The organism is Pseudomonas sp. m6p, assembly GCF_055760375.1.
Map to the genome: position 1 here is coordinate 2,102,689 of NZ_CM147084.1, position 26,345 is coordinate 2,129,033.

25 protein-coding genes are annotated in these 26,345 nt (G+C 59.5%); 13 read left to right on the forward strand and 12 right to left on the reverse strand.

Annotation, left to right across the window (positions count from 1 at the left end; translation table 11 throughout):
- Positions 1-22: 22 nt before the first annotated feature.
- Both ACYZUM_RS09485 and ACYZUM_RS09490 read right to left on the reverse strand, forming a co-directional pair.
- Positions 23-1,489 carry a nucleobase:cation symporter-2 family protein gene (locus ACYZUM_RS09485; protein ID WP_086791097.1) on the reverse strand — a complete coding sequence of 489 codons (1,467 nt, stop codon included), beginning with the start codon at positions 1,487-1,489 and terminating at the stop codon, positions 23-25.
- Between the two features lie 215 nt (positions 1,490-1,704).
- A complete protein-coding gene (locus ACYZUM_RS09490) occupies positions 1,705-2,598 on the reverse strand; it encodes a LysR family transcriptional regulator (RefSeq protein ID WP_108182634.1) in 894 nt (297 codons plus the stop codon).
- Positions 2,599-2,697: 99 nt separating this feature from the next.
- Between ACYZUM_RS09490 and ACYZUM_RS09495 the strand changes: the two genes are divergently transcribed.
- The 5 genes from ACYZUM_RS09495 (at position 2,698) to ACYZUM_RS09515 (ending at position 7,253) form a co-directional block, all read left to right on the forward strand.
- Positions 2,698-3,789, forward strand: a complete 1,092-nt coding sequence (locus ACYZUM_RS09495) for a polyamine ABC transporter substrate-binding protein (protein WP_108184390.1) — start codon at positions 2,698-2,700, stop codon at positions 3,787-3,789.
- Between the two features lie 16 nt (positions 3,790-3,805).
- Positions 3,806-4,765, forward strand: coding sequence for an agmatinase (gene speB, locus ACYZUM_RS09500; RefSeq protein WP_108182635.1), 960 nt, complete (start codon positions 3,806-3,808; stop codon positions 4,763-4,765).
- A gap of 120 nt (positions 4,766-4,885) precedes the next feature.
- A complete protein-coding gene (gene zapE, locus ACYZUM_RS09505) occupies positions 4,886-6,004 on the forward strand; it encodes a cell division protein ZapE (RefSeq protein WP_108182636.1) in 1,119 nt (372 codons plus the stop codon).
- A gap of 17 nt (positions 6,005-6,021) precedes the next feature.
- Positions 6,022-6,603 (forward strand): DinB family protein, encoded by a 582-nt coding sequence (locus ACYZUM_RS09510; protein WP_108182637.1) that lies wholly within the window; start codon positions 6,022-6,024, stop codon positions 6,601-6,603.
- Positions 6,604-6,755: 152 nt separating this feature from the next.
- A complete protein-coding gene (locus ACYZUM_RS09515) occupies positions 6,756-7,253 on the forward strand; it encodes a GNAT family N-acetyltransferase (protein ID WP_041067176.1) in 498 nt (165 codons plus the stop codon).
- Between the two features lie 84 nt (positions 7,254-7,337).
- Here the strand turns inward: ACYZUM_RS09515 and ACYZUM_RS09520 are convergent, their stop codons facing one another.
- Positions 7,338-7,547, reverse strand: coding sequence for a hypothetical protein (locus ACYZUM_RS09520; RefSeq protein ID WP_108182638.1), 210 nt, complete (start codon positions 7,545-7,547; stop codon positions 7,338-7,340).
- Positions 7,548-7,761: 214 nt separating this feature from the next.
- Positions 7,762-10,008 carry a TonB-dependent siderophore receptor gene (locus ACYZUM_RS09525; protein ID WP_108182639.1) on the reverse strand — a complete coding sequence of 749 codons (2,247 nt, stop codon included), beginning with the start codon at positions 10,006-10,008 and terminating at the stop codon, positions 7,762-7,764.
- Here ACYZUM_RS09525 and ACYZUM_RS09530 point away from each other — a divergent pair.
- Together ACYZUM_RS09530 and gorA are read left to right on the forward strand one after the other, a co-directional pair.
- Positions 9,995-10,222, forward strand: a complete 228-nt coding sequence (locus ACYZUM_RS09530) for a hypothetical protein (protein WP_108182640.1) — start codon at positions 9,995-9,997, stop codon at positions 10,220-10,222. The two genes, ACYZUM_RS09525 and ACYZUM_RS09530, sit on opposite strands and share 14 nt — an antisense overlap.
- The gene (gorA, locus tag ACYZUM_RS09535) at positions 10,206-11,564 is read left to right on the forward strand and encodes a glutathione-disulfide reductase (RefSeq protein WP_103521639.1); all 1,359 of its coding nucleotides are present in this window, start codon (positions 10,206-10,208) and stop codon (positions 11,562-11,564) included. The genes ACYZUM_RS09530 and gorA overlap by 17 nt, the downstream gene beginning before the upstream one ends.
- On the opposite strand, the gene ACYZUM_RS09540 is transcribed toward gorA, so the two are convergent.
- Entirely contained in the window at positions 11,561-12,577 is a 1,017-nt protein-coding gene (locus tag ACYZUM_RS09540) for a DNA-binding protein (protein ID WP_108182641.1), read from the reverse strand. The genes gorA and ACYZUM_RS09540 overlap by 4 nt on opposite strands.
- Positions 12,578-12,754: 177 nt before the next feature.
- On the opposite strand from ACYZUM_RS09540, the gene ACYZUM_RS09545 reads away from it, so the two are divergent.
- The 3 genes from ACYZUM_RS09545 (at position 12,755) to ahpF (ending at position 16,088) form a co-directional block, all read left to right on the forward strand.
- The gene (locus ACYZUM_RS09545) at positions 12,755-13,693 is read left to right on the forward strand and encodes a site-specific integrase (RefSeq protein ID WP_041067146.1); all 939 of its coding nucleotides are present in this window, start codon (positions 12,755-12,757) and stop codon (positions 13,691-13,693) included.
- A 136-nt stretch (positions 13,694-13,829) separates the two neighbouring features.
- Complete coding sequence (gene ahpC / locus ACYZUM_RS09550) at positions 13,830-14,393, forward strand: alkyl hydroperoxide reductase subunit C (protein ID WP_003224621.1); 564 nt, start codon at positions 13,830-13,832, stop codon at positions 14,391-14,393.
- A 132-nt stretch (positions 14,394-14,525) separates the two neighbouring features.
- Entirely contained in the window at positions 14,526-16,088 is a 1,563-nt protein-coding gene (ahpF, locus tag ACYZUM_RS09555) for an alkyl hydroperoxide reductase subunit F (RefSeq protein ID WP_473061316.1), read from the forward strand.
- A 126-nt stretch (positions 16,089-16,214) separates the two neighbouring features.
- Here ahpF and gloA read toward each other — a convergent pair whose 3' ends face one another.
- Positions 16,215-16,736: a lactoylglutathione lyase gene (gene gloA / locus ACYZUM_RS09560; RefSeq protein ID WP_108182643.1), complete on the reverse strand. Its 522-nt coding sequence runs from the start codon at positions 16,734-16,736 to the stop codon at positions 16,215-16,217.
- Between the two features lie 139 nt (positions 16,737-16,875).
- On the opposite strand from gloA, the gene ACYZUM_RS09565 reads away from it, so the two are divergent.
- Positions 16,876-17,394 (forward strand): DUF4946 domain-containing protein, encoded by a 519-nt coding sequence (locus ACYZUM_RS09565; RefSeq protein ID WP_174376815.1) that lies wholly within the window; start codon positions 16,876-16,878, stop codon positions 17,392-17,394.
- A 217-nt stretch (positions 17,395-17,611) separates the two neighbouring features.
- On the opposite strand, the gene ACYZUM_RS09570 is transcribed toward ACYZUM_RS09565, so the two are convergent.
- From ACYZUM_RS09570 to ACYZUM_RS09580, 3 genes are all read right to left on the reverse strand, one after another.
- Entirely contained in the window at positions 17,612-17,977 is a 366-nt protein-coding gene (locus ACYZUM_RS09570; RefSeq protein WP_003224630.1) for a histone-like nucleoid-structuring protein, MvaT/MvaU family, read from the reverse strand.
- A gap of 234 nt (positions 17,978-18,211) precedes the next feature.
- The gene (locus tag ACYZUM_RS09575) at positions 18,212-19,747 is read right to left on the reverse strand and encodes an EAL domain-containing protein (protein WP_108182644.1); all 1,536 of its coding nucleotides are present in this window, start codon (positions 19,745-19,747) and stop codon (positions 18,212-18,214) included.
- 115 nt (positions 19,748-19,862) lie between these two features.
- Positions 19,863-20,735, reverse strand: a complete 873-nt coding sequence (locus ACYZUM_RS09580) for a LysR family transcriptional regulator (RefSeq protein ID WP_108182645.1) — start codon at positions 20,733-20,735, stop codon at positions 19,863-19,865.
- A gap of 78 nt (positions 20,736-20,813) precedes the next feature.
- Between ACYZUM_RS09580 and ACYZUM_RS09585 the strand changes: the two genes are divergently transcribed.
- Positions 20,814-21,761 carry a DMT family transporter gene (locus tag ACYZUM_RS09585; protein ID WP_108182646.1) on the forward strand — a complete coding sequence of 316 codons (948 nt, stop codon included), beginning with the start codon at positions 20,814-20,816 and terminating at the stop codon, positions 21,759-21,761.
- Between the two features lie 245 nt (positions 21,762-22,006).
- Positions 22,007-23,083 (forward strand): 4-hydroxyphenylpyruvate dioxygenase, encoded by a 1,077-nt coding sequence (hppD, locus tag ACYZUM_RS09590; protein WP_041067161.1) that lies wholly within the window; start codon positions 22,007-22,009, stop codon positions 23,081-23,083.
- Positions 23,084-23,202: 119 nt separating this feature from the next.
- Here the strand turns inward: hppD and rarD are convergent, their stop codons facing one another.
- From rarD to ACYZUM_RS09605, 3 genes are all read right to left on the reverse strand, one after another.
- Positions 23,203-24,084: an EamA family transporter RarD gene (gene rarD, locus ACYZUM_RS09595; protein ID WP_041064620.1), complete on the reverse strand. Its 882-nt coding sequence runs from the start codon at positions 24,082-24,084 to the stop codon at positions 23,203-23,205.
- Positions 24,085-24,284: 200 nt separating this feature from the next.
- Positions 24,285-25,298 carry an aldo/keto reductase gene (locus ACYZUM_RS09600; RefSeq protein ID WP_108182647.1) on the reverse strand — a complete coding sequence of 338 codons (1,014 nt, stop codon included), beginning with the start codon at positions 25,296-25,298 and terminating at the stop codon, positions 24,285-24,287.
- Between the two features lie 68 nt (positions 25,299-25,366).
- Entirely contained in the window at positions 25,367-26,266 is a 900-nt protein-coding gene (locus tag ACYZUM_RS09605; RefSeq protein ID WP_108182648.1) for a LysR family transcriptional regulator, read from the reverse strand.
- Positions 26,267-26,345: the final 79 nt, after the last annotated feature.

The following is a 26,345-nucleotide window of genomic DNA, read 5'->3' on the forward strand; positions in this document are numbered from 1 at the left end:
GCCCTTTTTTCATGGCGTCGCGTCAGCGGTTCAACTGTGCGACCGCCGCTGCGCTTGCAGGTTCAGCTTTGGCCGGCAGATCGGGGTTTTCCATGACCTGCAGAATCGACGCTTCCGGATCGAAATCGTCTTCTTCCAGCTCAATGAATTCTTCCGGCAGGAAGATATTCAGCACGATAGCGCACAACGCACCGACGGTGATCGGCGATTCGAAGATGTTACGCAGCGCTTGCGGCAACTCGCGCAGCACTTCCGGCACGGCGGCGATGCCCAGGCCCATGCCCACGGAGATCGCCACGATCAGCATGTTGCGCCGATGCAGGCCGGCCTCGGCGAGGATCTTGATCCCGGCCACGGCCACAGTGCCGAACATCACCAGTTCGGCGCCACCGAGCACCGGTTTGGGCATCAGTTGCAGCACCGCGCCGATCATCGGGAACAGCCCCAGCAGCACCAACAGGCCGGCGATGAAGAACGCCACGTAGCGGCTGGCGACGCCGGTCAACTGGATCACGCCGTTGTTCTGCGCGAAGGTCACCATCGGCATGCTGTTGAACACTGCAGCCATCGCCGAATTGAGGCCATCGGCGAGCAGGCCGGACTTGATCCGGCGAATGTACAGCGGGCCTTTGACCGGTTGCCGCGAAATCATCGAGTTGGCGGTCAGGTCGCCAGCGGCTTCCAGTGGCGAAACCAGGAAGATCACCGCCACCGGCACGAACGCCACCCAATCGAAATTGAAGCCGTACTTGAACGGCACCGGCACGCTGACCAGCGGCACTTCGGGCATTGAGGCGAAATCCACGGTGCCCATCAGCCACGCGACCACGTAGCCGAGGGTCAGGCCGATGACGATGGCGCCTAGGCGCAGAAACGGCACGTCGACGCGGTTCAGCACAACGATGGTGCCGATCACCAAAGCGGCCAGGAACACATGGCTGGCCGCGCCCAGATCAGGCGCGCCGAAACCGCCGGCGATGTCGGTCATCGCCACTTTGATCAGCGACAGGCCCATTAACGTGATGATGGTGCCGGTGACCACCGGAGTGATCAGCATCCTGAGCTTGCCGATGAACTGACTGAGCACCACTTCGATGAATGCCGCGAAGAAGCACACACCGAAAATGGTCGAGAGAATTTCATCGGTACCGCCGCCACGTGCCTTGACCATGAAACCGGCGCTGAGAATCACACTGATAAAGGAAAAACTGGTGCCTTGCAGGCACAGCAGACCGGAACCCACTGGGCCGAAACGCTTGGCTTGAACGAACGTGCCGAGGCCCGAGACGAACAGCGCCATGCTGATCAGGTAAGGAATTTCACTTTGCAGGCCCAGGGCGCCGCCCATGATCAGGGTCGGGGTAATGATGCCGACGAAGCTCGCGAGCACGTGTTGCAGTGCGGCGAACACCGTGGCGGTCAAGTGCGGTCGGTCGTTGAGGCCGTAGATCAGATCGTTGTTGCGCGGGACTTTTTCAGAGGCGGTCATGGTGTTTTGCGCGCCGTGAGGCGGGGCCGGGTCAGAAAATGGAGGCGCAGGATGCCGGAAGCGGGCGGCGAGGGCAACGAGCAAAAATTGCCTGAAAGGTCAGGTTTTATTGGGTTTGAGGAGGATTTTCCCTTAAATCAAAAGATCGCAGCCTTCGGCAGCTCCTACAGGAATGCAAAATGTAGGAGCTGCCGAAGGCTGCGATCTTTTGATCTTCAAACAAAGGCGGCGAGCAAATCCTCCTCAAACGCCTTCTGCGCATCCCCCGGTACCTGTGCGCGGTGCCGGGCCAGATGAAACGCCACTTCGAAACTCAGTTCCCCAGGCCGCAGCGCGCGCAGCAGTCCCTTGTCCTCCCAGACCCGCGCATAGTGATCGGGCAAATAATCGATGTGCTTGCCGGAAAGAATGAACGCGAGGGTACCTTCGACCTGCTCCGAACGCGCGGAACAGCGCTGGTCCGCAAACGGCTCGCCACGGCGCATGAACCGATACGGATGATCGACCCGGTCGCAGGCTTGCAACGCCTCGTCATCCGGCGCATCGATGCTGAACAGTGGATGCCCCTGCGCGCAATACAAATGCTGGGTTTCCTGGAACAGTTCGCGGTAATCGAAAGCGCTCTGCACCTGTGAGAAATAACCGATGGCCAGGTCCAGCCGCTGTTGCAGCAGCAGGCGCTCCATCTCCCCGGGCATCGCGCTGATCAACTCGATGCGCACCGACTCGTCGCGTTCGCGAAAGCGCCGGATTGCATCCGCCACCCGCAGCAGCACCGACTGATCGACGGCTTCGGAAAGGCCCAGCCGCACCTCACCGATCAACCGTCCAGCGACGCCGTTGGATTGATGGCGGAAGGTCTCGATGGATGCAAACAGCGTGCGAATCGCGATCAGCATTTGCTCGCCCTTGGGCGTCACGCTGAACCCACCCTTGCCCCGGCTGCACAGACGATAACCGAGGCGGGTTTCCAGCTTGGCCATTTGCTGGCTGATGCTCGACTGGCTCAGGCCCAGCTCACCTTGCGCCGCGCTGAAGCCGCCACATTCCACGACCCGCACAAACAGGCGCAGCAACTGCAGGTCGACGTCGTGAAGCTGACCGAGCATCACATTACTCCCGGATAAAGTCAGGTTAACAAACTTGGTATTTCTGCAATGTATCCGACGGCGCATCCTGCCACCACTTCCTCCGGTCAGGTGTTCGTCATGGCTCCCGTATTCAAGCTATGTTTTCCCGCGCTGTTGTTGTCCGTGGTCATCCAGGCACAGGCCGAGGACAAGGCCCTCAATCTCTACAGCTGGGCCGATTACGTGCCGGCGCAGACGCTGCAGCGTTTCGAGCAGGAGACCGGCATTCATGTGCGCTACGACACCTTCGATACGTCCGAGGTGTTGGAAACCAAACTGCTGACCGGTGGCAGCGGTTATGACGTGGTGGTGCCGTCGTCCAGCGTGCTGGCCCGTGGCTTGGCGGCGGGCGCGCTGAAGGAAATTCCCCATGAGGGCCTCAAGGGTTACGCCAACCTTGATCCCGATCTGCTGGAAAAACTTGCCGCCGTCGATCCCGGTAATCGCTACGCCGTGCCTTATACCTGGGGCACACTCGGGTTGGGGCTGAACGTCGAGGCGGTGAAAAAGCGCTTGCCGGACGTGCCGCTGAACAGCCTCGACCTGCTGTTCAAACCCGAGTACGCGAGCAAACTCAAGGACTGCGGAATTGCTGTGCTCGATTCGCCGCAGGAGGTCATTGGTCTGGCGCTGCATTACCTCGGGAAGGATCCCTACAGCACCGACAAAAATGATCTGGCCGCCGCCGAAGCCTTGTTGCAGAAACTCCAGCCGTCAGTGCTGTACGTCGCCACCGGCCGGCAGATCAACGATTTGGCCAATGGCAGCGTATGCCTGGCGCTGACCTACAACGGCGATGTGAGCATGGCAGCCGATCAGGCGCACAAGGCCAGCAAACCGTACGAGGTCGCTTACCGGATTCCGCGCGAAGGCACGTTGATCTGGCAGGACAACCTGGCGATTCCCAAGGACGCGCCGAACCCGCAGGCGGCGCGGGCGTTCATCGAATTCATGCTGCGCCCCGAATCGGTCGCCGAGCTGACCAACACGCTGTTTTTCGCCACCGCCAATCAGGCTGCAACGCCGCTGGTGGACGAGGCGGTGCGCAATGATCCGGACATCTATCCACCCGCCGAAATGCGCGAGCGCTTGTACGCCGACCGCAGCATGAGCCTCAAGGACATGCGTCAGCGCACGCGTCTGTGGACCACTTTCCGTAGCCATCAATAATCAAAGGAGCACACCGATGGACGTGCCGATGCTCAACGACCAAGCCATGACCCGTGACAGCCTGTACGGGACTGCCGCCGAAAGCACTTACGCCGGGATCACCAGTTTCATGCGTCGCCGCTACAGCCGTGATTTGCGCGGCGTCGACGTGGCGGTCAGCGGGGTGCCGTTCGACACCGCCACCAGCAATCGCCCGGGTGCACGCTTCGGGCCACGGGGGATTCGCGCCGCGTCCACCGGGATCGCCTGGGAACGCCACTGGCCGTGGGCGTTCGATCCGTTCGATCATCTGGCGGTGATCGACTACGGCGATTGCGACTTCGATTACGGCTCGCCGCACACCATTCCGGAAAGCATCGAGGCGCATGCCGAGCGCATTCTTGATTCCGGCAGTGCGATGCTGACCTTTGGTGGCGACCACTTCATTACCTATCCGCTGCTCAAGGCCCATGCCCGCAAACACGGCGCGCTGTCGCTGATCCACTTCGATGCGCACAGCGACACCTGGCCGGACGAGGGCGGCAAACGTGTCGATCACGGCACCATGTTCTGGCATGCGGCCAAGGAGGGCTTGGTCGATCCGGCGCGCTCGGTGCAGATCGGTTTGCGCACCACCAATGACGATCATCAGGGCTTTGCCGTGCTTGATGCACGTCAGGTACATCGGCGGGGCTGCGAGGCGATTGTCGAGGCAATTCGCGCACGGGTTGGCGACCACCCGGTGTATCTGACGTTCGATATCGACTGCCTCGATCCGGCCTTTGCCCCGGGCACCGGCACTCCGGTGTGTGGCGGGTTGAGCACGGTGCAGGCGCTGGAAATCCTCGGCGGCTTGCGCGGAATCAATCTGGTGGGCATGGACGTGGTGGAAGTGGCACCGGCCTATGATCATGCGGACGTGACGTCACTGGCAGCGGCAACCCTGGCCATGGAAATGCTCTGCCTCTACGCCGCCCGACATAAAGTCGACCGCTGACACCCACAACCCCTGTGTAGGAGCTGCCGAAGGCTGCGATCTTTTGATCTTTAAAACAAAATCAAAAGATCGCAGCCTCATTACACTCGACAGCTCCTGCAGGGATATATACTGCCGCGCATGACTTTCGACTCTCCTTTAAGCGCCTGGCAACACGCGATCGAGCACAAGGGTTTCATCCAGGATGAAGCCCAGGAGCATGCGGTCTGGGCGCTGCAAAAATGCCATGAAGCCTTGCATGCCGGTGCCCGTTCGGTCGCCGGCGTGTATTTGTGGGGCCCGGTCGGGCGTGGCAAGACCTGGTTGATGGATCAGTTCTATCAGAGCCTGCGGGTGCCGGCCCGACGGCAGCACTTTCATCATTTCATGGGCTGGGTGCACCAGCGCTCATTCCAGTTGACCGGGATCGCCGATCCGCTGCGAGCGCTGGCAAAAGAGCTGGCGGCGCAAGTGCGGGTGCTGTGTTTCGATGAGCTGTTCGTCAACGACATCGGCGACGCGATCATCCTCGGACGCCTGTTTCAGGTGATGTTCGACGAAGGCGTGGTGGTGGTCTGCACCTCCAACTTGCCGCCGGATGAGCTGTATGCCGACGGCTTCAACCGTGACCGGTTTGTCCCGGCGATTGCCGCGATCAAGGCGCACATGCAAGTGGTGGCGGTGAACGGTGCCGAGGATCATCGCCTGCATCCGGGTGCAGGTCTGCAGCGGTATTTTGTCGTTGCGCCGGGGCAGGACAGCGCGCTGCAGCAGGTCTTCCAGTCGCTCAACGCCGGGCAGCCCGCCAGCAACAAGCCAGTGCCCGTCGGCCATCGCCTGTTGAACGTGGTGCAGGCCAGCGAATCGGTGCTCTGGTGCCGCTATACCGATCTCTGCGAGCAACCGTTCGCCGCGATGGACTTCATCGCGCTGTGTGATCGCTATCGGGCTATTCTGTTGAGCGATGTGCCGAACCTCAGCGCACAGAAACGCGAAGGGCGCATCGCTCGCGGCACCGAGGACGGCTCGGCGCAGGTGGTGGCCGGTGACCGTGAGTTGCCGCAACTGTCGGTGCACGACGACGGCGTGCGTCGCTTCATTGCCTTGGTCGACGAGTGTTACGACCGTAAAGTCCCGCTGTACATCGAGGCGCAGGTGCCGATGGAGGCGCTGTACACCGAGGGTTATCTGGAATTCCCGTTCCGGCGCACCCTCAGCCGATTGCAGGAGATGCAGCTGCTGCGTTTTGCCGAATCCTGAGCGAAGAGGGCGCGAACATGAGCCAACCGCTGTCGCATCATTTACTGACCATGGCCTACCAGAACGCGTGGGCCAATCACCGCCTCGGCAAAGCCTGGAATCAGCTCGACGCCACTGAGCTGGCGGCGCCGCGAACGAGCTTCTTTCCGAGTATCCGCCTCACCCTCAATCACATCCTGACGTGCGACTGGTTCTACGTCGACGCGCTGGAACGCGAGTTGCGCGGTGACGAGCCGCATCCCGACTGCTATGTGTTTTTCAACCGTGACGAGCCGTTTACCGAGGCCTCTGCGCTGCGTGAAGAGCAGGCGCACGTGGACCGTCGGTTGATCGCTTATTGTGAGCAACTGCGCGATGCCGATCTGGGGCGGATCGTCACCATCGCCCGGGAAACGCCGCAGCATGACAGTCGCTTGCGTATGCTGTCGCACCTGTTCGAGCACCAGATTCATCATCGTGGGCAGGTGCACGCGATGCTCAGCGCGACCACGGTGAAACCGCCGCAGCTGGATGAGTTTTTCTGTGCTGGCGAGAGCGGCCTGCGTGCTCAGGATTTTGCCGAACTGGGTTGGACCGAGGAGCTGATCTGGGGGCGCTGACGCTGGAAAATCAAAAGATCGCAGCCTGCGGCAGCTCCTGCAGGCGTTTGCTATCAGCGTTTCTCCGGTTGTGACCCAGGCAGCCTCGCGTTAAGGTCGAGGTGCCTTTCAGGTGCGCACCTTGCACGCCGGGGCTTTGATCGGGGATGGAAATGGATTCCGCAGAAATACTTGTGCTGCAAGCCAGCTACACCAATCCACTGCACGCCGAAGCCATCGGCATTGTGCTCAATCACTACGCAGAAGATCCGATGGGCGGCGGTCAGCCGATTGCCCCCGAGCTGCTGCGTCGTCTACCTGAAGAGCTGGCCCGCCGGCCCCACGCGTTCAGCGTGCTGGCGTTCGTCGGTGGTGAGCCGGCAGGGCTGGTGAACTGCTTCGAAGGGTTCTCGACGTTTGCCTGCAAACCGCTGGTCAATGTTCACGATGTGTCAGTGCTGGCGAAATTTCGCGGCCTCGGGCTGAGCCAGAAAATGCTGCGCAAGGTCGAGGAGATTTCCCGCCAGCGCGGCTGCTGCAAGATCACCCTGGAAGTGCTCGAAGGCAATGCGGTGGCGCAGAACGCCTATCAAAAGTTCGGCTTCGCCCCCGGCATGTTCGACCCGGAACATGGCCGCATGCTGTTCTGGATCAAGGATCTGCAGGCATAAAAAAAGGCGCCCCGCACAGGGCGCCCAACTGTCGTCTCCGAGGCCAGAGCGGAGCCATCGGAGGTCCATCGGTTGCTCGGTGAATCAGTCGCGATAAGACTCGGTGACTTGCGCGGTCTGATCGTTCGGAACCTGCAGTTCCGCTGTTTTGCTATCGGTCGGCTGTTCGCTTGGCGCGTGGTGGACCGGGAAGTTGTCGTAGTAATGCCGCATGCGTTCGGCGCCGCCCTCGGCAAAGGCGCTGGCGGAACCGAGGGCGAGTAGCCCGGCAAGAATGGCGGTGGTGGTTTTCATGGTGTCTCCTACTGAAAAACGTGGGAGCCGTTCGTCCATGAAGCAGATCTCGGGGCACAGTGTCCCGGCACGGCATTAACTCGGGGTTAACGGCGGTGGTGAGGGGATTGGGTGACGCATTGTGCGTCACCTCGAGCGTGGGGCCGCTTCGCGACCCATCGGGGATGAATCCCCTCACCACAGGGTTTGGTTTGATTGGATTGGATTGGATTGGTCAGAGCTTCCAGTCCAGGCTCAGCGTTACCGTGCGCGGGTCGCCCCAGTACACGCCGTTGTAGAAGCCGACGTTGTCGTAATACTTCTTGTCGAACAGGTTATCGACGTTCAGCGATGCCGACAGGTGCTTGTCGAATTCATAACGCGACATCAGCTTGACCACGCTGTAGGCCTGCTGATTGATCCGCGCCGGTTCGGTGATGATTCGGCCGTTGGCGCCGCGCCCAATCGGGCGGTTGGCCGCGCCATAGACGTCGCTCTGCCAGTTCACCGCGCCACCGACAGTCAGTGCGTGCCAGTTGCCCGGCAAGCGATAGGCCGTGGACAGCCGCAGCATGTTCAGCGGTTGAGCAGTGTTGCTGCGCTGTTTTTCACCGTCGACGGAATGGGTGTAGGTGTACCCGGCGGTCATGTTCCAGCCGCTGAGAATTTCCCCGGACACTTCGGCCTCGAAGCCATTGACCTTGTTGCCCTTGCCGCCGGACTTGAAAAACTCCTCGCCGCTCACCGGGTCTGGGGGCACCGAGTTGTCGCGCTCGGCGACGTTGTCCTGTTTGCTCCAGAACACTGCCGTTGCCAGGTTCAGGCGTTCGTCGAGCAGGCTGCCCTTGAGCCCGACTTCGTAGTTGCTGCCAACCACGGGGTCGAGGTAATTGCGGTTGCTGTCGCGTTTACTCTGCGGTTTGAAAATGTCGGTGTAGCTCACGTAAGCCGTGTACTCCGGCGTCAGGTCATAAAGAAGGCCGGCGTAGGGCGTCCAGATATCGTTCTGACGCTGATGGGTGGCATCGGTGCTGCTCAGTTTTTGCTGCGCCTCATAGTAGTAATCGGTGCTGGATTCGTCCCAACTGCCATAGCGGCTGCCGATGACGGCATGCAGCTCATCGGTCAGGCTCAGGCGGGTCGCGAGGTAACCGGCCTTTTGCCGAGTGATGCCTCGCGCGCCCGGCAGGCCGGTAACGGTGTCGGCGAATTTGCCGATGTCACCCATGTATTTCCAGTCGCGGATCTTGCCGTAGTCGGCGGCTTGGGGGCTGTTGAAGGCGTAGGGCGAAGTCGAGCGGTTTTCCGCCTCGCCGTAGCCGAACATCATCTCGTGTTCGCGGCCGAACAGCTGGTACGGCCCTGACAGGTTGAAGTCGTACACGCTCATTTTCTGCGTGCCGAGCATGTGCCCCATGTAGGCCGTCATGCCGCTGCGGTCGGCCTCGGGAAAACCGGAGCCGCCGTAATAGACCTTGCCGTCGGTATCACTTTCGCGGTGGGTGTAGGCGGCCTTCAGCTTCCAGCCATTACCCAATTGCTGGTCCAGGGTAACGAACGCGGTCTTGTCCTTCAGCGGCCAGGAACTCCAGGAGGTCGCCATGTTCGTTGACCGGCCAAGACCCGCCTTGCTGCCGTCGGCGTTCCAGTACGGCACGGTGCCCCAGGAGGTGCCTTGTACCTGCTTGTCCTGATAGTCGTAACCGACGGCAAGCACCGTGGAGTCGGTCAGATCAGCCTCGAGAATGCCGTAGCCGACCTCGCGTTGCAGCGCGTATTTGTCACGGAACGACTGGCTGTCACGATAGGCCAGCACCGTGCGCCCGCGCAGCCGGCCGTCGAAAGCCAGCGGCCCACCAACATCGACATAGCTGTAATAGTTGTCATAGCTGCCACCGCTGACCCCGGCCAGTGCCTGCCACTGGGCAGTCGGGCGTTTGCGCACCATGTTGATGGTGGCGGAGGGATCACCGGCGCCGGTGGTAAGGCCGGTCGCGCCGCGGACCACTTCGATGCGGTCGTAGATGATGGTGTCCGAATCCGACTTCATGCGCCCGAAGGTGTTGAGCATGCCGTCGATCTGGAAATTGTTGATCGGGTAACCCCGCGCCGAATAGCTGACTCGGTCCGAGTCGTTGTGTTGCACGACGATGCCGGTGGTCTGGCGCATGGCTTCGGACAAGGTACCGAGCTTGAAATCATCCATCTGCTGGCGCGTGACCACGGACACCGATTGCGGGGTTTCCTTGATCGACAGGTTCAGCCGCGTCGCGGTGCTCATCGCGCCAGTGGTGTAGGAATCAGTGTTTTCAGTGTTAACGCCGAGGCCTTCGGCGCTGACGCTGGTGGCGTCCAGTTCCAGCGCCTGGGCGGCGGATTGTGGCGCTGTTTCAGGGTCGGTTTCAGCCAGCAGATCGGGACTCAACGCCATGCTGAACAAGCCGACAGTCAGGGTCATGGAACGGGTAATGGGCGCGAACATCGCAGCAGACTCCTTGTCTTCGAGGGAAAAAATCCGTTGGTTCAAAGACGAGGTGCAGCCCGACGATTTAGTATCAAACAAGAAATATTATTATTTGGAGATATTTCCCGACTTCGCCGAGACGGGCGAAAAGCTGCTCACGGCGCTTGCCCAATGGACGGCGGCGGGTATGCTGTTGGCCTGCCGAGGAGATAGCAATGGCCTACGATTTTGACCTTTATGTGATTGGTGCCGGTTCCGGCGGTGTACGTGCAGCGCGCTTCGCGGCCGGTTTCGGCGCGAAAGTGGCGGTGGCCGAGAGTCGTTATCTGGGCGGTACCTGCGTCAACGTCGGCTGCGTGCCGAAGAAACTGCTGGTGTACGGCGCGCATTTCGCCGAAGACTTCGAACAGTCGTCCGGTTTCGGCTGGAGTCTGGGTGAAGCCAATTTCGACTGGGCGACCCTGATCGCCAACAAAGACCGCGAGATCAATCGCCTCAACGGCATTTATCGCAACTTGCTGGTCAACAGCGGCGTGACCCTGCACGAAGCCCACGCGAAAATCGTCGGTCCGCATGAGGTCGAGGTCAACGGTGAGCGCTTTACCGCGAAGAACATCCTGATCGCTACGGGTGGCTGGCCGCAGATTCCGGAGATTCCGGGGCACGAACACGCGATCAGTTCCAATCAGGCGTTCTTCCTCAAAGAGCTGCCGAAACGGGTACTGGTGGTCGGTGGTGGTTACATCGCGGTCGAGTTTGCCGGGATTTTCCACGGCCTGGGCGCGAACACTACGCTGCTGTATCGCGGTGATCTGTTCCTGCGTGGGTTCGATGGTTCGGTGCGCAAGCATTTGCAGGAAGAGCTGACCAAGCGCGGTATGGATCTGCAATTCAACGCCGACATCGCGCGCATCGACAAGCAGCCTGACGGTAGCCTCAAGGCGACCCTCAAGGATGGCCGCGTACTGGAAGCCGACTGCGTGTTCTACGCCACGGGCCGCCGTCCGATGTTGGACAATCTGGGCCTGGAAAACACTGATGTGCAGCTGACAGACAAGGGCTTTATCAAGGTCGACGAGCAGTATCAGACCAGTGAACCATCGATTCTGGCGTTGGGTGACGTCATCGGTCGCGTGCAACTGACGCCGGTTGCACTGGCCGAAGGCATGGCGGTGGCGCGGCGCTTGTTCAAGCCGGAGCAATATCGTCCAGTGGATTACAAGATGATCCCGACGGCGGTGTTCAGTCTGCCGAACATCGGCACTGTCGGCCTGACCGAAGAGGAAGCGCGGGAAGCGGGCCACGAAGTGGTGATTTTCGAGAGCCGCTTCCGTCCGATGAAGCTGACGCTGACCGAATGTCAGGAGAAAACCCTGATGAAACTGGTGGTCGACGGCAAGACCGACAAAGTCCTCGGTTGCCACATGGTCGGCCCGGACGCGGGGGAGATCGTCCAAGGCTTGGCGATCGCGCTGAAGGCTGGCGCGACCAAGCGTGACTTCGACGACACAATCGGGGTGCACCCGACGGCCGCCGAAGAGTTCGTCACTATGCGTACGCCGGTCGGCGCTTAAGCGTCTTTCGCCTTGGCTGTGTCTGGCGCTGCCGCAACGGTAGCCGCCAGACGCAAGCTGTCCTCGAGGCTGGCCTGAGTCTTGGTCAGTTCCTTTTCCAGTGACTGATTGAGCTGCCGCTGTTCGTCGGCATCCTGTTTCAGCGTCTGACTTTCCAGCAGGGCCACGCGCAGGCGTTCCTGGAGGAGGGTGCGTTCGTTGTCGACGCGAGTGGCTTGCTCCAGCAACTGATCCTGACGCTGGTTGCTGTGCTTGAGCTGATCCTGCATCAGGCTCAGTTCGCGCTGAGTTCCACGGTTTTCCGTGAGCAGACGTTCGTTGTCGCGGTGCAGCTGGGTGATCTCGTCCTGACGCACCAGCGCACTTTGTTGCGCCTGACGTAGCTCCATCTGCAATTGCTGAAGCTGGCCTTCGTGACGTGCCTGTTCCTGCTCGCGCTGCTCTTTTGTGGCATTGCGATAATGTTCGAGAGCATCGCGGGCGTGCAGATGTTTTTCTTCCAGCGAGCGGATCTGCTCGTCCTTGTCTTGCAGGCGCAACTCGAAGTCGGCCAGTGCCTGATTGAGTCCGGCGTTGCGGGTTTGCTCGGTCTGCAGCATCGAGCGGGTTTCTTTCAACGCCTCGGACTCCCGGGCCAGTGCTGCGCCCTGGATGTCGTGCTGATGCTCCAGTTGTTCGAGTGCCTGGCGTACCTGTTTGAGTTCCGCTTCCAGCGTTTCACGCTGCTCTTCGAACTGCTCGCGCGCTTGCTCGATGGGCTCTTGTGCCTGTTCTTTCAGGCGCTGGGCGAGGCGTGAGACCAGCGCCGTCAGCTCATCGTTGATCGGTTCCGCGGACGCTTCGACCGGTTGGCTGCCGTCATCCAGCTCTTTCAGATAGCGATGGATCGTGGTTTTCGAACCGGTGTTGCCCAGTTCGATGCGTACTGCATCGATGCTGGGGTGTTCGCCTCGGGCCAGAATCGCTGCGCGCGCGATCTGCACCACTGCCTTATTTACGCCGCCACGGGCCATGTGAATTCCTACCGTTTCGTACTGTGGTACATGCCACCAAAGTACGCAGTGTACCACGCTGAAAATAAAGTTAAATGCTTGATTATTCACAGGCGGGATATACTGGTATTACCCAATGTCAGGTGATTAAATTGCTTTTTTGCGCCCTGAATCAGTACGCCAGCGAGAACACTGTCCATGAGCGAGATTGATCGCTATCTGCAAGCCGCCACCCGTGACAACACCCGCCGCAGCTATCGTTCGGCGATTGAACACTTTGAAGTCAAGTGGGGTGGATTCCTGCCGGCGACGGCCGATAGCGTTGCGCGTTATCTGGTCGAGCATGCTGGCGTGCTGTCGATCAATACGCTGAAGCTGCGTTTGTCGGCGCTGGCGCAGTGGCACAACAGTCAGGGTTTTGCCGACCCAACCAAGGCGCCAGTGGTGCGCAAGGTCTTCAAAGGCATTCGCGCACTGCATCCGGCGCAGGAAAAACAGGCCGAGCCGCTGCAATTGCACGATCTGCAGCAAGTGGTCGACTGGCTTGAACAGGAAGTCCGCAGTGCGCGGCAGCAGCAAGATCGCCCGCAGTTGCTCAAGGCCTGTCGCGACCGGGCGCTGATCCTGCTGGGTTTCTGGCGCGGCTTTCGCAGCGATGAGCTGTGCCGTTTGCAGATCGAGCATGTGCAAGCGCACGCCGGCAGCGGCATCACCCTGTACCTGCCGCGCAGCAAGGGCGACCGCGAGAACCTCGGGCAGACCTATCAGGCACCGGCGCTGCTCAAGCTGTGCCCGGTGCAGGCTTATATCGACTGGATCACCGAGGCGGCGCTGGTACGCGGTCCGGTGTTTCGCGGCATCGACCGCTGGGGACATCTGAGCGAGGAGGGCTTGCACGCCAACAGTGTCATTCCATTACTGCGTCAGGCGCTGGAGCGCGCCGGCATCCCGGCCGAGCGCTACACCAGCCATTCCCTGCGTCGCGGCTTTGCCACCTGGGCGCATCAAAGTGGCTGGGATCTGAAATCCTTGATGAGCTATGTCGGCTGGAAGGATATGAAGTCAGCTATGCGCTATGTTGAAGCGAGCCCCTTTCACGGGATGGCTCGGATTACGGATAAGCCGGCTTCGTCGTAGATATGGTTTTCTTCTATTAATACAGTCAGCTAATAGCGAAAACAAATCAGCAGCATCAGGTTTGCCAATGAGCCATCCGTCGAGTGAGTGGGTAGGATTCACCCATCGAATTCACAACCCTGACGGAGAGTCATCAATGCCTATCATCAACAGCCAAGTAAAACCGTTCAAAGCTACCGCATTCAAAAACGGCGACTTCGTACAAGTCTCGGACGCTGACCTGAAAGGCAAATGGTCCGTAGTGTTCTTCTACCCAGCCGACTTCACCTTCGTGTGCCCAACCGAGCTGGAAGACCTGGCCGACAACTACGCTGCGTTCCAGAAACTGGGCGTGGAAATCTACAGCGTTTCGACCGACACCCACTTTGCCCACGCTGCCTGGCACAACACTTCGCCAGCCATCGGCAAAATCGAATACACCATGATCGGCGACCCGACCCACGTCATCTCCCGCAACTTCGACGTGCTGATCGAAGAAGCTGGTCTGGCTGACCGTGGCACCTTCGTGATCAACCCTGAAGGCCAGATCAAAATCGTTGAACTGAACGATGGCGGCGTTGGCCGTGACGCTTCCGAGCTGCTGCGCAAGATCAAGGCTGCTCAGTACGTTGCTGCTCACCCAGGCGAAGTTTGCCCAGCCAAGTGGAAAGAAGGCGAGGCCACTCTGGCTCCGTCCCTGGACCTGGTCGGCAAGATCTGAGTCTGTGAGACACGCAACACAGGGCGGGACTCCGCACCTACTTCAGTAAGCTGCACCGCCCATTGAAAAAGCCCGGGCGAAATTCGCTCGGGCTTTTTTTCGCCTTGAATAAACACACAGGAGATCGCCCGTATGTTGGACGCCAATCTTAAAGCCCAGTTGAAATCGTACCTGGAACGGGTCACCCAGCCGATCGAGATCGTTGCTTCCCTCGACGACGGTGCGAAATCCCGGGAAATGCTTGACCTGCTGAAAGACGTTGCCAGTCTTTCGAGCCAAATTACCCTGATCGACAGCGGCACCGATGCCCGCAAGCCGTCGTTCTCGATCAACCGCCCAGGTGCCGACATCAGCCTGCGTTTCGCCGGCATCCCGATGGGCCACGAATTCACATCGCTGGTGCTGGCCCTGTTGCAGGTCGGTGGCCACCCATCGAAAGCCAGTGCTGAAGTCATCGAACAGATCCGCTCGCTCAAGGGCGAGTTCAGCTTCGAAACCTACTTCTCACTGTCGTGCCAGAACTGCCCGGACGTGGTCCAGGCGTTGAACCTGATGGCCGTGCTGAACCCGAACATCCGTCACGTCGCCATCGATGGCGCGCTGTTCCAGGACGAAGTCAACGATCGCAAGATCATGGCCGTGCCAAGCATTTACCTCAACGGTGAAAACTTCGGTCAGGGCCGCATGGGCCTGGAAGAAATCCTCGCCAAACTCGATAGCGGCGCCGTCGAGCGTCAGGCCGAGAAGATCAGCGCCAAACAAGCCTTTGATGTCCTCGTAGTTGGCGGTGGCCCGGCCGGTGCTTCGGCTGCTATCTATGCCGCCCGCAAAGGCATTCGCACCGGGGTTGCGGCTGAGCGCTTCGGCGGTCAGGTGCTGGACACCATGGCCATCGAGAACTTTATTTCCGTGCAGGAAACCGAAGGCCCGAAACTGGCGACGGCGCTGGAAGAACACGTCAAGCAGTACGACGTCGATATCATGAACCTGCAGCGCGCCGACAAGCTGATCCCGGGCAAGAACGGCGAGCTGCACGAAGTCCATTTCGCCAGTGGCGCGACCCTGAAAGCCAAGAGCGTGATCCTGGCGACCGGCGCACGCTGGCGTGAAATGAACGTGCCGGGTGAGCAGGAATACCGCAACAAGGGCGTGGCGTACTGCCCGCACTGCGACGGTCCGCTGTTCAAAGGCAAGCGTGTGGCGGTGATCGGCGGCGGTAACTCCGGCGTCGAAGCGGCCATCGACCTGGCCGGTATCGTTTCCCACGTGACGTTGCTGGAATTCGACGTGCAACTGCGTGCCGACGCGGTGCTGCAACGCAAACTGCACAGCCTGCCAAATGTCACCGTGATCACCAGTGCGCAAACCACTGAAGTCACCGGCAATGGCGAGGAGGTCAACGGCCTGCGTTACAAGGATCGCAAGACTGACGAACTGCGCAACGTCGAGTTGGAAGGGATCTTCGTACAGATCGGTCTGCTGCCGAATACTGACTGGCTCAAAGGCACCATCGAGCTGTCGCCACGTGGCGAGATCATCGTCGACAACCGTGGCGAGACGTCGATCCCGGGGATCTTCGCGGCGGGTGACGTGACCACCGTGCCGTACAAGCAGATCGTGATTGCAGTGGGCGAGGGCGCCAAGGCTTCCCTCAGCGCGTTCGATCACTTGATCCGCACTTCTGCGCCGGCGTAAGCATCAGTCGCTGAAACGCAAAAACCCATGAGCGATCATGGGTTTTTTTATGGGTGAAGCAAAAGAACGCAGGCTGCGGTAGCTCCTACAGAGGATGTGTAGGAGCTGGCGAGGCCTGCGATCTTTTTACAGCGGCGCAGGCTGAATGATTTCAACCCAGTAGCCATCCGGGTCCTTGATGAACGCCAGGCTTTTCATGCGGCCATCGGTCAGGCGCTTCTGGAAGTCACAGCCCAGCTCTTCAAAGCGCGCGCAAGCCGCAACGATGTCCGGCACCGAAATGCAAATGTGACCGAAACCGCGCGGGTCGGTGTTGCCATTGTGATAAGCGAAGTCGGCGTCGTTTTCGGTGCCGTGGTTGTGAGTCAGTTCGAGGATGCCGGGAATCGACTTCATCCACTCGGTGCGGGCCGCGGCGTCGGCCGGGATCTGCGACTTGTCGACGAGGGCGAGGAAGTACAGGCTGAATTCGGCCTCCGGGAAGTCACGCTTTTCAACCAGCGAGAAGCCCAGGACGCGGGTGTAGAAGTCCAGGGACTTGGTGATGTCCTTCACACGCAGCATGGTGTGGTTGAAGACGAAGTTGCGGGTTGCGCTGTCTGGCGTGGCAGTGACGCCGGGGAAAGTGTTCAGTTCGTGCAGGCTCATAGGCCCTCCGTAACAATGGGGCGAGTGAATGGGCGCAATGATACGCATGCGGGGCGGCATCGCCAAACCGAATGCGCGGCTTGCTCTGGGGGCGACCGGGCCTCAGACTTTGCTGCTCAATCTGCGAGTGCCTCTGGTAATGATCCGACCGTTCAACGTGCTATTCGTTTGCCTTTTCTCGTCGCTGCTGGCCGCTCCGGCATGGGCCGATCAGCCGAGTATCACCTGGCCTGCGGGGTGGGAAATCCAGGCATTGCCCGACACACCGCCGCAGGTGTCGCGCCAGCGTGCGGTGAAAAACGACGCCGATGGCAATCAGGTCATGGTGATGGAGTTGACCATGACTCAGGTTGAAGCTGGTCATCAGGTCAATGTGCCGGGCGTGCTGCTGGAGATGCGCAAGTCGATTCAGAAAGACTTTTTCCAGGGTGGTTATCAGAGTGTGTGCAATAAGGTGCACCCGGCGAAACTCGGCGCTCTGGACGCACTGGAAACCACCTGTACGATCACTGAAAATGGCCGACATGTGTTGTCGCAAACATTGGTTGCGGCGGTCGGGGCGGATAAGGCTTATGTACTTTCTTACGCGGGTCAGGCTGAGATTTATAAGGCCAGTGCTGACGAAATAGTCGCCGTGAGAAACAGCTTGAAACTTTAAGCCTCTGTATCACCTCGGCCAGGTTAGATACCTCGAAGGCATTAAGCACAAAGTTTAGCAGCGGTGACCGTCGCAACATCCCGGCATGAATTTTTAGCCTCACGTCTTGTGGGTGTTAAAGCGGATTGATAACTAGCGCGGGGGAAATCGTTGCTTTTGTTAGATATTGTCGAAAAAAAAGCCCTGCATACAGCAGGGCTTGTTTGTTGGCGCAAGATTAACCGCGCAACCAGGAATCAACGGTGGCTGCACCGTATTGTTCCTTCCAGGCTTTCAAGCCACGGTGGTTGCCGCCCTTGGTTTCGATCAGTTCACCGGTGTGCGGGTTCTGATAAACCTTGACCACGCGAGCGCGGCGGGTTTTTGGTGCGGCGGACACTTGCAAGCCGGACTTGGACGGGTTCGGATCGAGAATGGCGATGATGTCTTTCAGGCCTTTGCCGTAGGTTTTCATCAGCCCCTGGAGCTTTTCTTCGAATTCGATTTCTTTCTTGAGCCCGGCATCGTTCTTCAGCGATTCCAGCTGCTTGAGCTGTTCCTGAAGGGCCTTTTCAGCTGCACGAAATTCAGCGAGTCTGGACAATATCTTTACTCCAATAGTGTGTTTGGCTGATACCAACCGCAAACAAAGCTATAAGCCAAGAGCCTTGAAGCGACTCGGTGATAATGGCTCACCTGTCAATCTTGCACAGGCTGAAAAAATTGTAGTAGTTAATGCGCCAAGAGTAAATCCTGATCTTGTCGTCATGTAACAACAGTGGTGTTTTGTATCAATTTGGTGCGTCGGGTCGAAGCGTCGGGCTTAATTTATTTTTAGTTAACGATCACTTAATGCAGCGATGAAGTCAGCGCCGGGCATGGGTTTTCCGAACAGATAGCCTTGCAGGAAGTTGACGTGGTGTGCGGTCAGGTAGTCAGCCTGTGCCGGAGTTTCTACACCTTCGGCAACAATACCCAGATCAAGCTTGGCCGAGAGTTCGATAATCGTGTCCAGAATATGCCGCGACAGCGCATCAATGCCGATCATCGCGACAAAACTCTGGTCGATCTTGAGAAAGTCGACATTGAATTTTCGCAGGTAGCCCAGGCTTGAATGCCCGGTGCCGAAGTCGTCGATGGCGATCATCACGCCGAGCGTGTGCAACTGCTCGAACAACTGGTGCGTGACATCGGTCGGCTCGATCAGTTGGCGCTCGGTCAGCTCCAGCACCAGGTTGATACTGCCGGGGGCAAACCCGGCGAGAAATTCGCGACAGTCCTCCACTAGCTCCAGGTCCTGGCAGTGACTGGCGGTGATGTTGATGCCGATATGGAACGGTTGGTCGAAGTCCACAGAAAGCGGGCCAAGCAGGGCGGCAGTCTGTTGCATCAGCGAGCGGGTCATGGGCACGATCAGACCCGAATGTTCAGCGAACGGGATGAACAGGTCCGGGCGCACCAGACCTTCCTTGGGGTGTTTCCAGCGCATCAGCACTTCGGTGCCGGACCATTTCCTGCTGTCACCATGCACCACCGGCTGAAAGTAAGGGATGAACTCGCCGGCCTCCAGAGCGCGGAGCATTTCATGGCTGGGCGAGGTGGCGCGTCGTTGCAGGACGTGAGCGATCGCGCCCGAGATCACCCCGAAAAAGATCAGCAGGCTGAACAAGGGTGGGTATTCGGCGGCCATGTAGCGCCACGTTTGCCCTTGCGCGAACCCTGCGCTGACACTGAAAGCGTAACGTGAAGACACCAACGTACTTTGCGCTATCGGCAGCGGCGGCAGGGCGCCCTGATGCACTTTGCCATCGGCCGACAGCCAGTTGTCGCCGACCTGCAGCACCAACTGCGTCTGCCGACCGATCAGGCGCAGGATGTTGCTCAAGTGATAGCCATCGAGCGTAGTCAGCGCGCCACCGCGACCTTCGCTGAGCCGATACACCAGCAGCGCGGTGTCGGGCGTGACGGGGTTGCCATTCATCAACCACAGTTTGCCTTGCGCATAGTCGCCCGGGTTCACGGCTTCCTTGAAATCACCGAACAGCGAGCTGCAATAGAGGTTGTTGTCCCACACCAGGTTGGTCGAGCGCACGAAAGGCCGGCGGGTCACCTGTTCGCGCAAAGCCAGTTTTACGCTTTCGCAGGGCTGGCCTGCCAGGGGCAATAATTCACTGGCGGCCTGGGCGGTGTTGTCGAGCATCAGCTCGAATTGGCGCAACGCCTCATCGGCGGTGTTTTGCGTGCTCTGCTGCAAGGCCCGTTCGGCTTGCATATACAGAATCCCGCCGCCCAGCAGCACGGGCAATACACCGCAAAGCAGGGTCACCAAAATGCGTACGCTACGTTTGCGGCGGGGTCTGACGGTCAAGGGCATAGGCGCATCCTGTTGCGATGAGGTGGAACGCTCGAATGCAGGCCTGGCAAAGGCGCACCGGTGAAGAACAGCGGAGTCAGAAGGGATGATAGATGGCTGCTGGCGCTTGTGCCGCTCACGGCTGATTGATCTGCTTGGCGAGTTCGATAAATGCCCGCGTGGCGGGCGAAGCCTGACGCTGATCGAGAACAGCGAGGCCGATCAGACGTTGCACCGCCGGCGACAGCGGCTTCTTCACGTAGCGCGGCGCTGGATCGTCTGGCAATGAGCCTTCGGCGACGACCGTGACTGCATCGCCCCGGCTGACGACGTCAAGGGTGCTGAGCAATTGCGAGCAGCGGTAGCGAATGTTCGGTTGCAGCCGCGCGGCAGTGAACAGGCGTGAAACCAGTTCCGCTGAACCGGCCTCGGTCAGCACAAAGGGGTCGGCACATAAATCCTGAAGGCTCAGCGCCGCGCTTGCGGCCAGTGGATGACCGAGCGGGAGCAGGGCAACCATCTGGTCTTCGACCAGCGCAAAAGTGTCGAAGCGCTCCTCGGGCAACACCACGAAACCGACGTCGATTCGCCGCTCTTCCAGCCACTGCAGCACCTGCCGGTCCGGCCCCTCATCGATGTGCACTTCTATGCCGGGATGGACTTGGCGATAGCGCTGAAGAATTTTCGGCAGCAATTTGATCGACGCCGTCGGGCCGAACGAGCCAATGCGCAGCGTACCGCTTTTCATACCCCGCGCATCGGCCGCCTCCTGGCGCAGAGTGTTGGCCAGGCCGAGCATGGCGCGTGCGCGCTGGAGCAACTGCTCGCCGATATCGGTGAGCTCCACCTGCGACGGGTGTCGGCGCAACAACTCGACGCCCAACTCCTGCTCCAGGGATTTCATGGCGTGGGATACCGCTGACTGCGAAATCCCCAGACGATGGGCGGCGAGGGTGAAGCCGCGCAGTTCCGCGACCAGTGAGAAGATCTCCAGTTGCGTGAGGGTCATGAGTGTTTGCTCATTTTACGATGAGAGGGAATGAGGTAAATGATACGCCATCCTTTGGCTTCTCTGGTTTGGAGCGTCATGCGCAACGTGGAGCAAACTCGCAATAACGTTTCTGATCGGTCGGTTTATCTGACGCTGGCAGCCGTGACCATGATTTGGGGCGGGACCTTTGTCGCCGGGCGTTTTCTGGCGGGCAGCCTCAGCCCGCTGTTCGCCGCCAGCCTGCGCTTCCTGCTCGCCAGCGTGGCGTTGCTCGGGTTTGTATGGATTGCGCGTATCCCGCTGGTACGACCAACGCCTCGGCAATGGCTGCAATTGACGCTGCTGGGGTTCTTCGGGATCTTTTTCTACAACCTCTGTTTCTTTTATGGCCTGCAGTACATCAATGCCTCGCGCGCTTCGTTGATCGTCGCGTTGAATCCAGCCGTGATCGGCCTGGCTTCCTGGCTGTTGTTCAAGGAGCGCCTGGGCCGGGTGAAAGTCGCCGGCATCGCCCTGTGCATTGGCGGCGCGAGTCTGGTGATCGTCAGTCGCAACCCGCAATTGCTCGCCGTTACTCCGAATGCCTGGATCGGCGATTTGTTGATTCTCGGTTGCGTAGCGGGCTGGGGTATTTACTCGCTGTTTTCCCGCGAGTTGAATCAGGCACTCGGCCCGCTGCAGACGGTGACGTTTTCGGTATTGATCGGCTGCGTGATGCTGTTGGTGCTGGCGACATTGCGTGGCGAGATGAGCGCGGCAGCCTTGCTCAATCTCGACACGCCGCAATGGCTGAGCCTGAGCTACCTCGGTGTGTTCGGCTCGGCATTGGCTTACATCGGCTACTACGACGGCATCCGCAAAATCGGTGCGACCCGTTCCGGCGTGTTCATTGCCCTCAATCCACTGACCGCAGTGCTGCTCGGCGCGCTGTTGCTTGGCGAGCAACTGACCTTGACTCTGTGCTTTGGCGGCGCGCTGGTGCTGGCGGGAATTTACCTGTGCAACAAACCCCTTGCACCGATGCGAAAAAGGCGGATTTTATAGAGAGGGCAGACAACCCTATTTACGCTGTGTAGAATCCGGTTACGCATACAATAATAAACGTCTTCTGGCAGCAGAAGCCTCGCCCGCAAGAGCCTTGGGTCGACAATGAAGATATTCGGGTTTCAACTGATCTACGGTGACTTCCTCGCCCGCAGTGTGCGAGGCATCTCCTGCGCACCACCCGCCGGTCTCAGCATTACTGACAACTAACTCTGGTTAATTGATAAGAATGATGAGGCGTCACCATGGCAGATTTATACGAAAACCCAATGGGCCTGATGGGCTTTGAGTTCATCGAGTTCGCATCGCCGACTCCTGGCACCCTGGAGCCGATCTTCGAGATCATGGGCTTCACCAAAGTCGCGACCCACCGTTCCAAGAACGTGCACCTTTACCGCCAGGGCGCGATCAACCTGATCCTCAACAATGAACCGCACAGCGTAGCGTCGTACTTCGCTGCCGAGCATGGTCCGTCGGTGTGCGGCATGGCGTTTCGGGTCAAGGATTCGCAGAAAGCCTACAACCGCGCCCTGGAATTGGGTGCTCAGCCGATTCATATCGAAACCGGGCCGATGGAGCTGAACTTGCCGGCGATCAAAGGCATTGGCGGCGCGCCGCTGTACCTGATCGACCGTTTCGGCGAAGGCAGCTCGATCTATGACATCGATTTCGTGTTCATCGAAGGCGTTGACCGCAACCCGGTCGGTGCCGGCCTGAAGATCATCGATCACCTGACCCACAACGTGTACCGCGGCCGCATGGCCTACTGGGCCAACTTCTACGAGAAGCTGTTCAACTTCCGTGAGATCCGCTACTTCGATATCAAAGGCGAATACACCGGCCTGACCTCGAAAGCGATGACCGCACCGGACGGCATGATCCGCATCCCGCTGAACGAAGAGTCGTCCAAGGGCGCCGGGCAGATCGAAGAGTTCCTGATGCAGTTCAACGGCGAGGGCATCCAGCACGTGGCGTTCCTTACCGACGATCTGGTCAAGACCTGGGATCAGTTGAAGAAGATCGGCATGCGCTTCATGACCGCGCCGCCGGACACCTACTACGAAATGCTCGAAGGCCGTTTGCCGAACCACGGCGAGCCGGTGGATCAACTGCAATCGCGTGGCATCCTGCTCGACGGCTCGTCGAACCCGGATGACAAGCGTCTGCTGCTGCAGATCTTCTCGGAAACCCTGATGGGGCCGGTGTTCTTCGAATTCATCCAGCGCAAGGGCGACGATGGTTTCGGCGAGGGCAACTTCAAGGCGCTGTTCGAATCGATCGAGCGTGACCAGGTGCGCCGTGGTGTACTCGCGACCGAGTAAGCCATAAAAAAGCCTGGCTTATGCCAGGTTTTTTCAAGATCAAAAGATCGCAGCCTTCGGCAGCTCCTACAGAGAATGTATCCAATGTAGGAGCTGCCGAAGGCTGCGATCTTTTGCTTTTAAGAGCGGCGTTGCCGCATCAAGTGCTTGAAGCCTTCAAACACCAGCACCACCACCGCCAGCCAGATCGGGATGTAAGTCAGCCATTCACCGGCCTTGATACTTTCACCGAGCAACAGCGCGACACCGAGCAGCAATACCGGCTCGACGTAACTGAGCAGACCAAACAGGCTGAATGGCAACAAGCGGCTGGCAATGATGTACACCACCAGCGCCGAGGCACTGATCAAACCGAGCAGCGGGATCAGCCAGAGCAAGCCCGGATACTGATCGAACACGGCAAAGCCTTGCTCGCCACCGCGTACAAACCAGTACGCCACTGGCAGCATCAGCGTCATGTCGACCCACAGACCGCCGAGGTTGTCGGTCTTCAGGCGTTTGCGCAGCACGAAGTACAGCGGGTAACCGACAACGACCACCAGGGTCGCCCAGGAAAAACCGCCGACCCGATACAGCTCGTTCGCCACACCCAGCGTGGCAAAGAACACCGCGATTTTCTGCAGGTACGACAGGCTGTCGCCGTAGACGATGCGCCCGGTCAGCACCATCGCCAGCGGCAGCAGGAAATAGCCCAGCGACACGTCGAGGCTATAACCGTTGAGCGGCGCCCACATGAACAGCCACAACTGCACGCCGAGCAACGCTGCCGAAACGATCAGGCCACCTGTCAGCTTCGGAGAACCGGCCACGCGCCGCAGCAATTCCAGCACCCGCCGCCATTCACCGGAAACCAGCATGAACACGGTCATGCACGGCACAGTCAGCAGCATCCGCCAGCCGAAGATTTCCACGCCGCTCAACGGAGTGAGCAGCGAGGTGTAGTAATACATGACGGCAAACAGCACCGAAGCTGAAACCGATAGAGCGATACCTTTAGACAAACTGTCCTCGCGGATGGGTGATCAAACAGGGCGCGCAGGATACGTGGTTTTTGTTCTGAATATTGGCCGAGTGCTCAATATTTCCCACATTCTGAACCGGCTGCCGCCCTGTAGGAGCTGCCGCAGGCTGCGATCTTTTGCTTTTGAGCTTTTAAAATCAAAAGATCGCAGCCTGCGGCAGCTCCTACAGGGCGGCGGTATTAGCTATGACGCGGTTTACGGCCGGACACAAAATGGCTCACATCATTGAACCCCGGTGTCGACGCGTGCCCCGGGGTCACCAGCGAGTCGATAAACGCTTCATCCTCCGCCGTGATCTGCACCGCCTGCGCCTTGGTGTAAGCATCCCACTGCTGCTCGGTGCGCGGCCCGACGATCGCCGAAGTTACCGCACTGTTGTTCAGCACCCAGGCAATTGCGAATTCGACCATGCCCACGCCACGGCCTTGGGTGTATTGCTGGATCTGCTGAGCAATGCGCAGCGATTCAACCCGCCATTCGGTTTCCAGAATGCGTTTGTCCTGACGTCCGGCGCGGCTGTTGGCATCCGGAGTGACATCGGGTGCGTATTTGCCGCTGAGCACGCCACGGGCCAGCGGGCTGTAAGGCACCACGCCGAGGCCATAGGTCTGCGCGGCGGTGATCTGTTCGGTCTCGGCCTGGCGGTTGACGATGTTGTACAGCGGCTGGCTGATCACCGGGCGGTCGATACCGAGCTTGTCAGCGATGCGAATCACCTCGGCGATGCGCCAGCCGCGATAGTTCGACAAGCCCCAATAGCGAATTTTACCCTGACGAATCAGATCGCCAATCGCCGACACGGTTACTTCCAGAGGGGTGTTGTGGTCCTCGCGGTGCAGGTAATAGATGTCGAGATAGTCGGTACCCAGGCGCGTGAGGCTGGCTTCCAGACCGTTGAAGATGTGTTTGCGGCTCAAACCGCTGCGGTTCGGCACGCCATCCACCGGGCCGAAACCGACCTTGGTTGCCAACACCCATTCGTGACGATGGCGGGCAATCGCTTCTCCGACGATTTCTTCCGAGCGGCCGTTGGTGTAGACGTCCGCGGTGTCGATGAAATTGATGCCCTGATCCCAGGCCTTGTCGATGATGCGCAGCGAATCCTCGGCGCTGGTCTGTTCGCCAAACATCATCGTGCCGAGGGTGAGGGTGGACACCTGCAACCCCGAGTGCCCCAGTGTGCGATAGCTCATGCCGAAATCCTTTTATCGGTGGGAAAGCTTCCATCAAATACCAGAAGCGTCCGCCGGGGCAAAGTGAATTATCGGCTTAGTGCCGCGCAACGCGTCTGCAAAAACGCCTGCAGCACTCGAACGCGTTCGGACACTTGGACCCGATGCGGGCAGAGCAGATTGAACGGCACGCTCTCGCCATGCCAGTCATCGAACAGCGTCAGCAGGCGTCCGCCGCGCACGTCCTCGGCGATGTCCAGCCACGCCTTGTAGGCAATGCCATGCCCGGCCAGCGCCCAGCGCCGCGCGACTTCGCCGTCATCGCTGAGATAGTCACCGTGGACTTCAACTTCCAGCGTTTCGTCCTCGCGACTGAAGCGCCAGGTGTTGTAAGGCCGGCCGTTGCGCCAATAGAGCAGGGCGCTGTGCTCGTTCAGTTCACCGGGATGTTGCGGGGTACCATGGCGAGCCAGATAGTCCGGGCTGGCGCAGGCTACTCGTCGATGCGCCGGCAGAATCGGCAGCGCCACCAGCGTCGAGTCGCTGGGCACGCCGAAGCGCAACGCGACATCCACGGTTTCGCGAAACAGATCGGCGTGCCGATCGTTGAGCAGCAGTTGCAATTGAATATTCGGGTGTTCGCGTTTGAATTCATCCAGCCATGCCAACAATACGTTGCGCCCGAAATCCGACGGCGCCGCCAGTTGCAGCACCCCACTGAGGCCTTCGCCGTGTTGCTTGAGCGCTTGTTCGCCTTCGGCCAGGGCGGACAAGGCGATGCGTACACTGTCGAGATAGCGCCGACCTTCTTCGGTCAAGCGCATGCTGCGGGTGGAGCGCGCGAGCAGGCGAATGCCGAGACGGGTTTCCAGGCGCTTCAACGCAATGCTGGCGGCGGCCGGCGTCAGTTCCAGCGCGCGGGCAGCGGCGGAGATGCTGCCGGAGTCGGCCACGCGGACGAAGATCTCCAGATCGAGAATCGAGCTCATTGGTAAAAATCCTTTAAAGATCTGTGCGTTTTTGCGGGATTTTTACGTGATTGGCAAGTTCGGGCGTTGCAATCAGTAA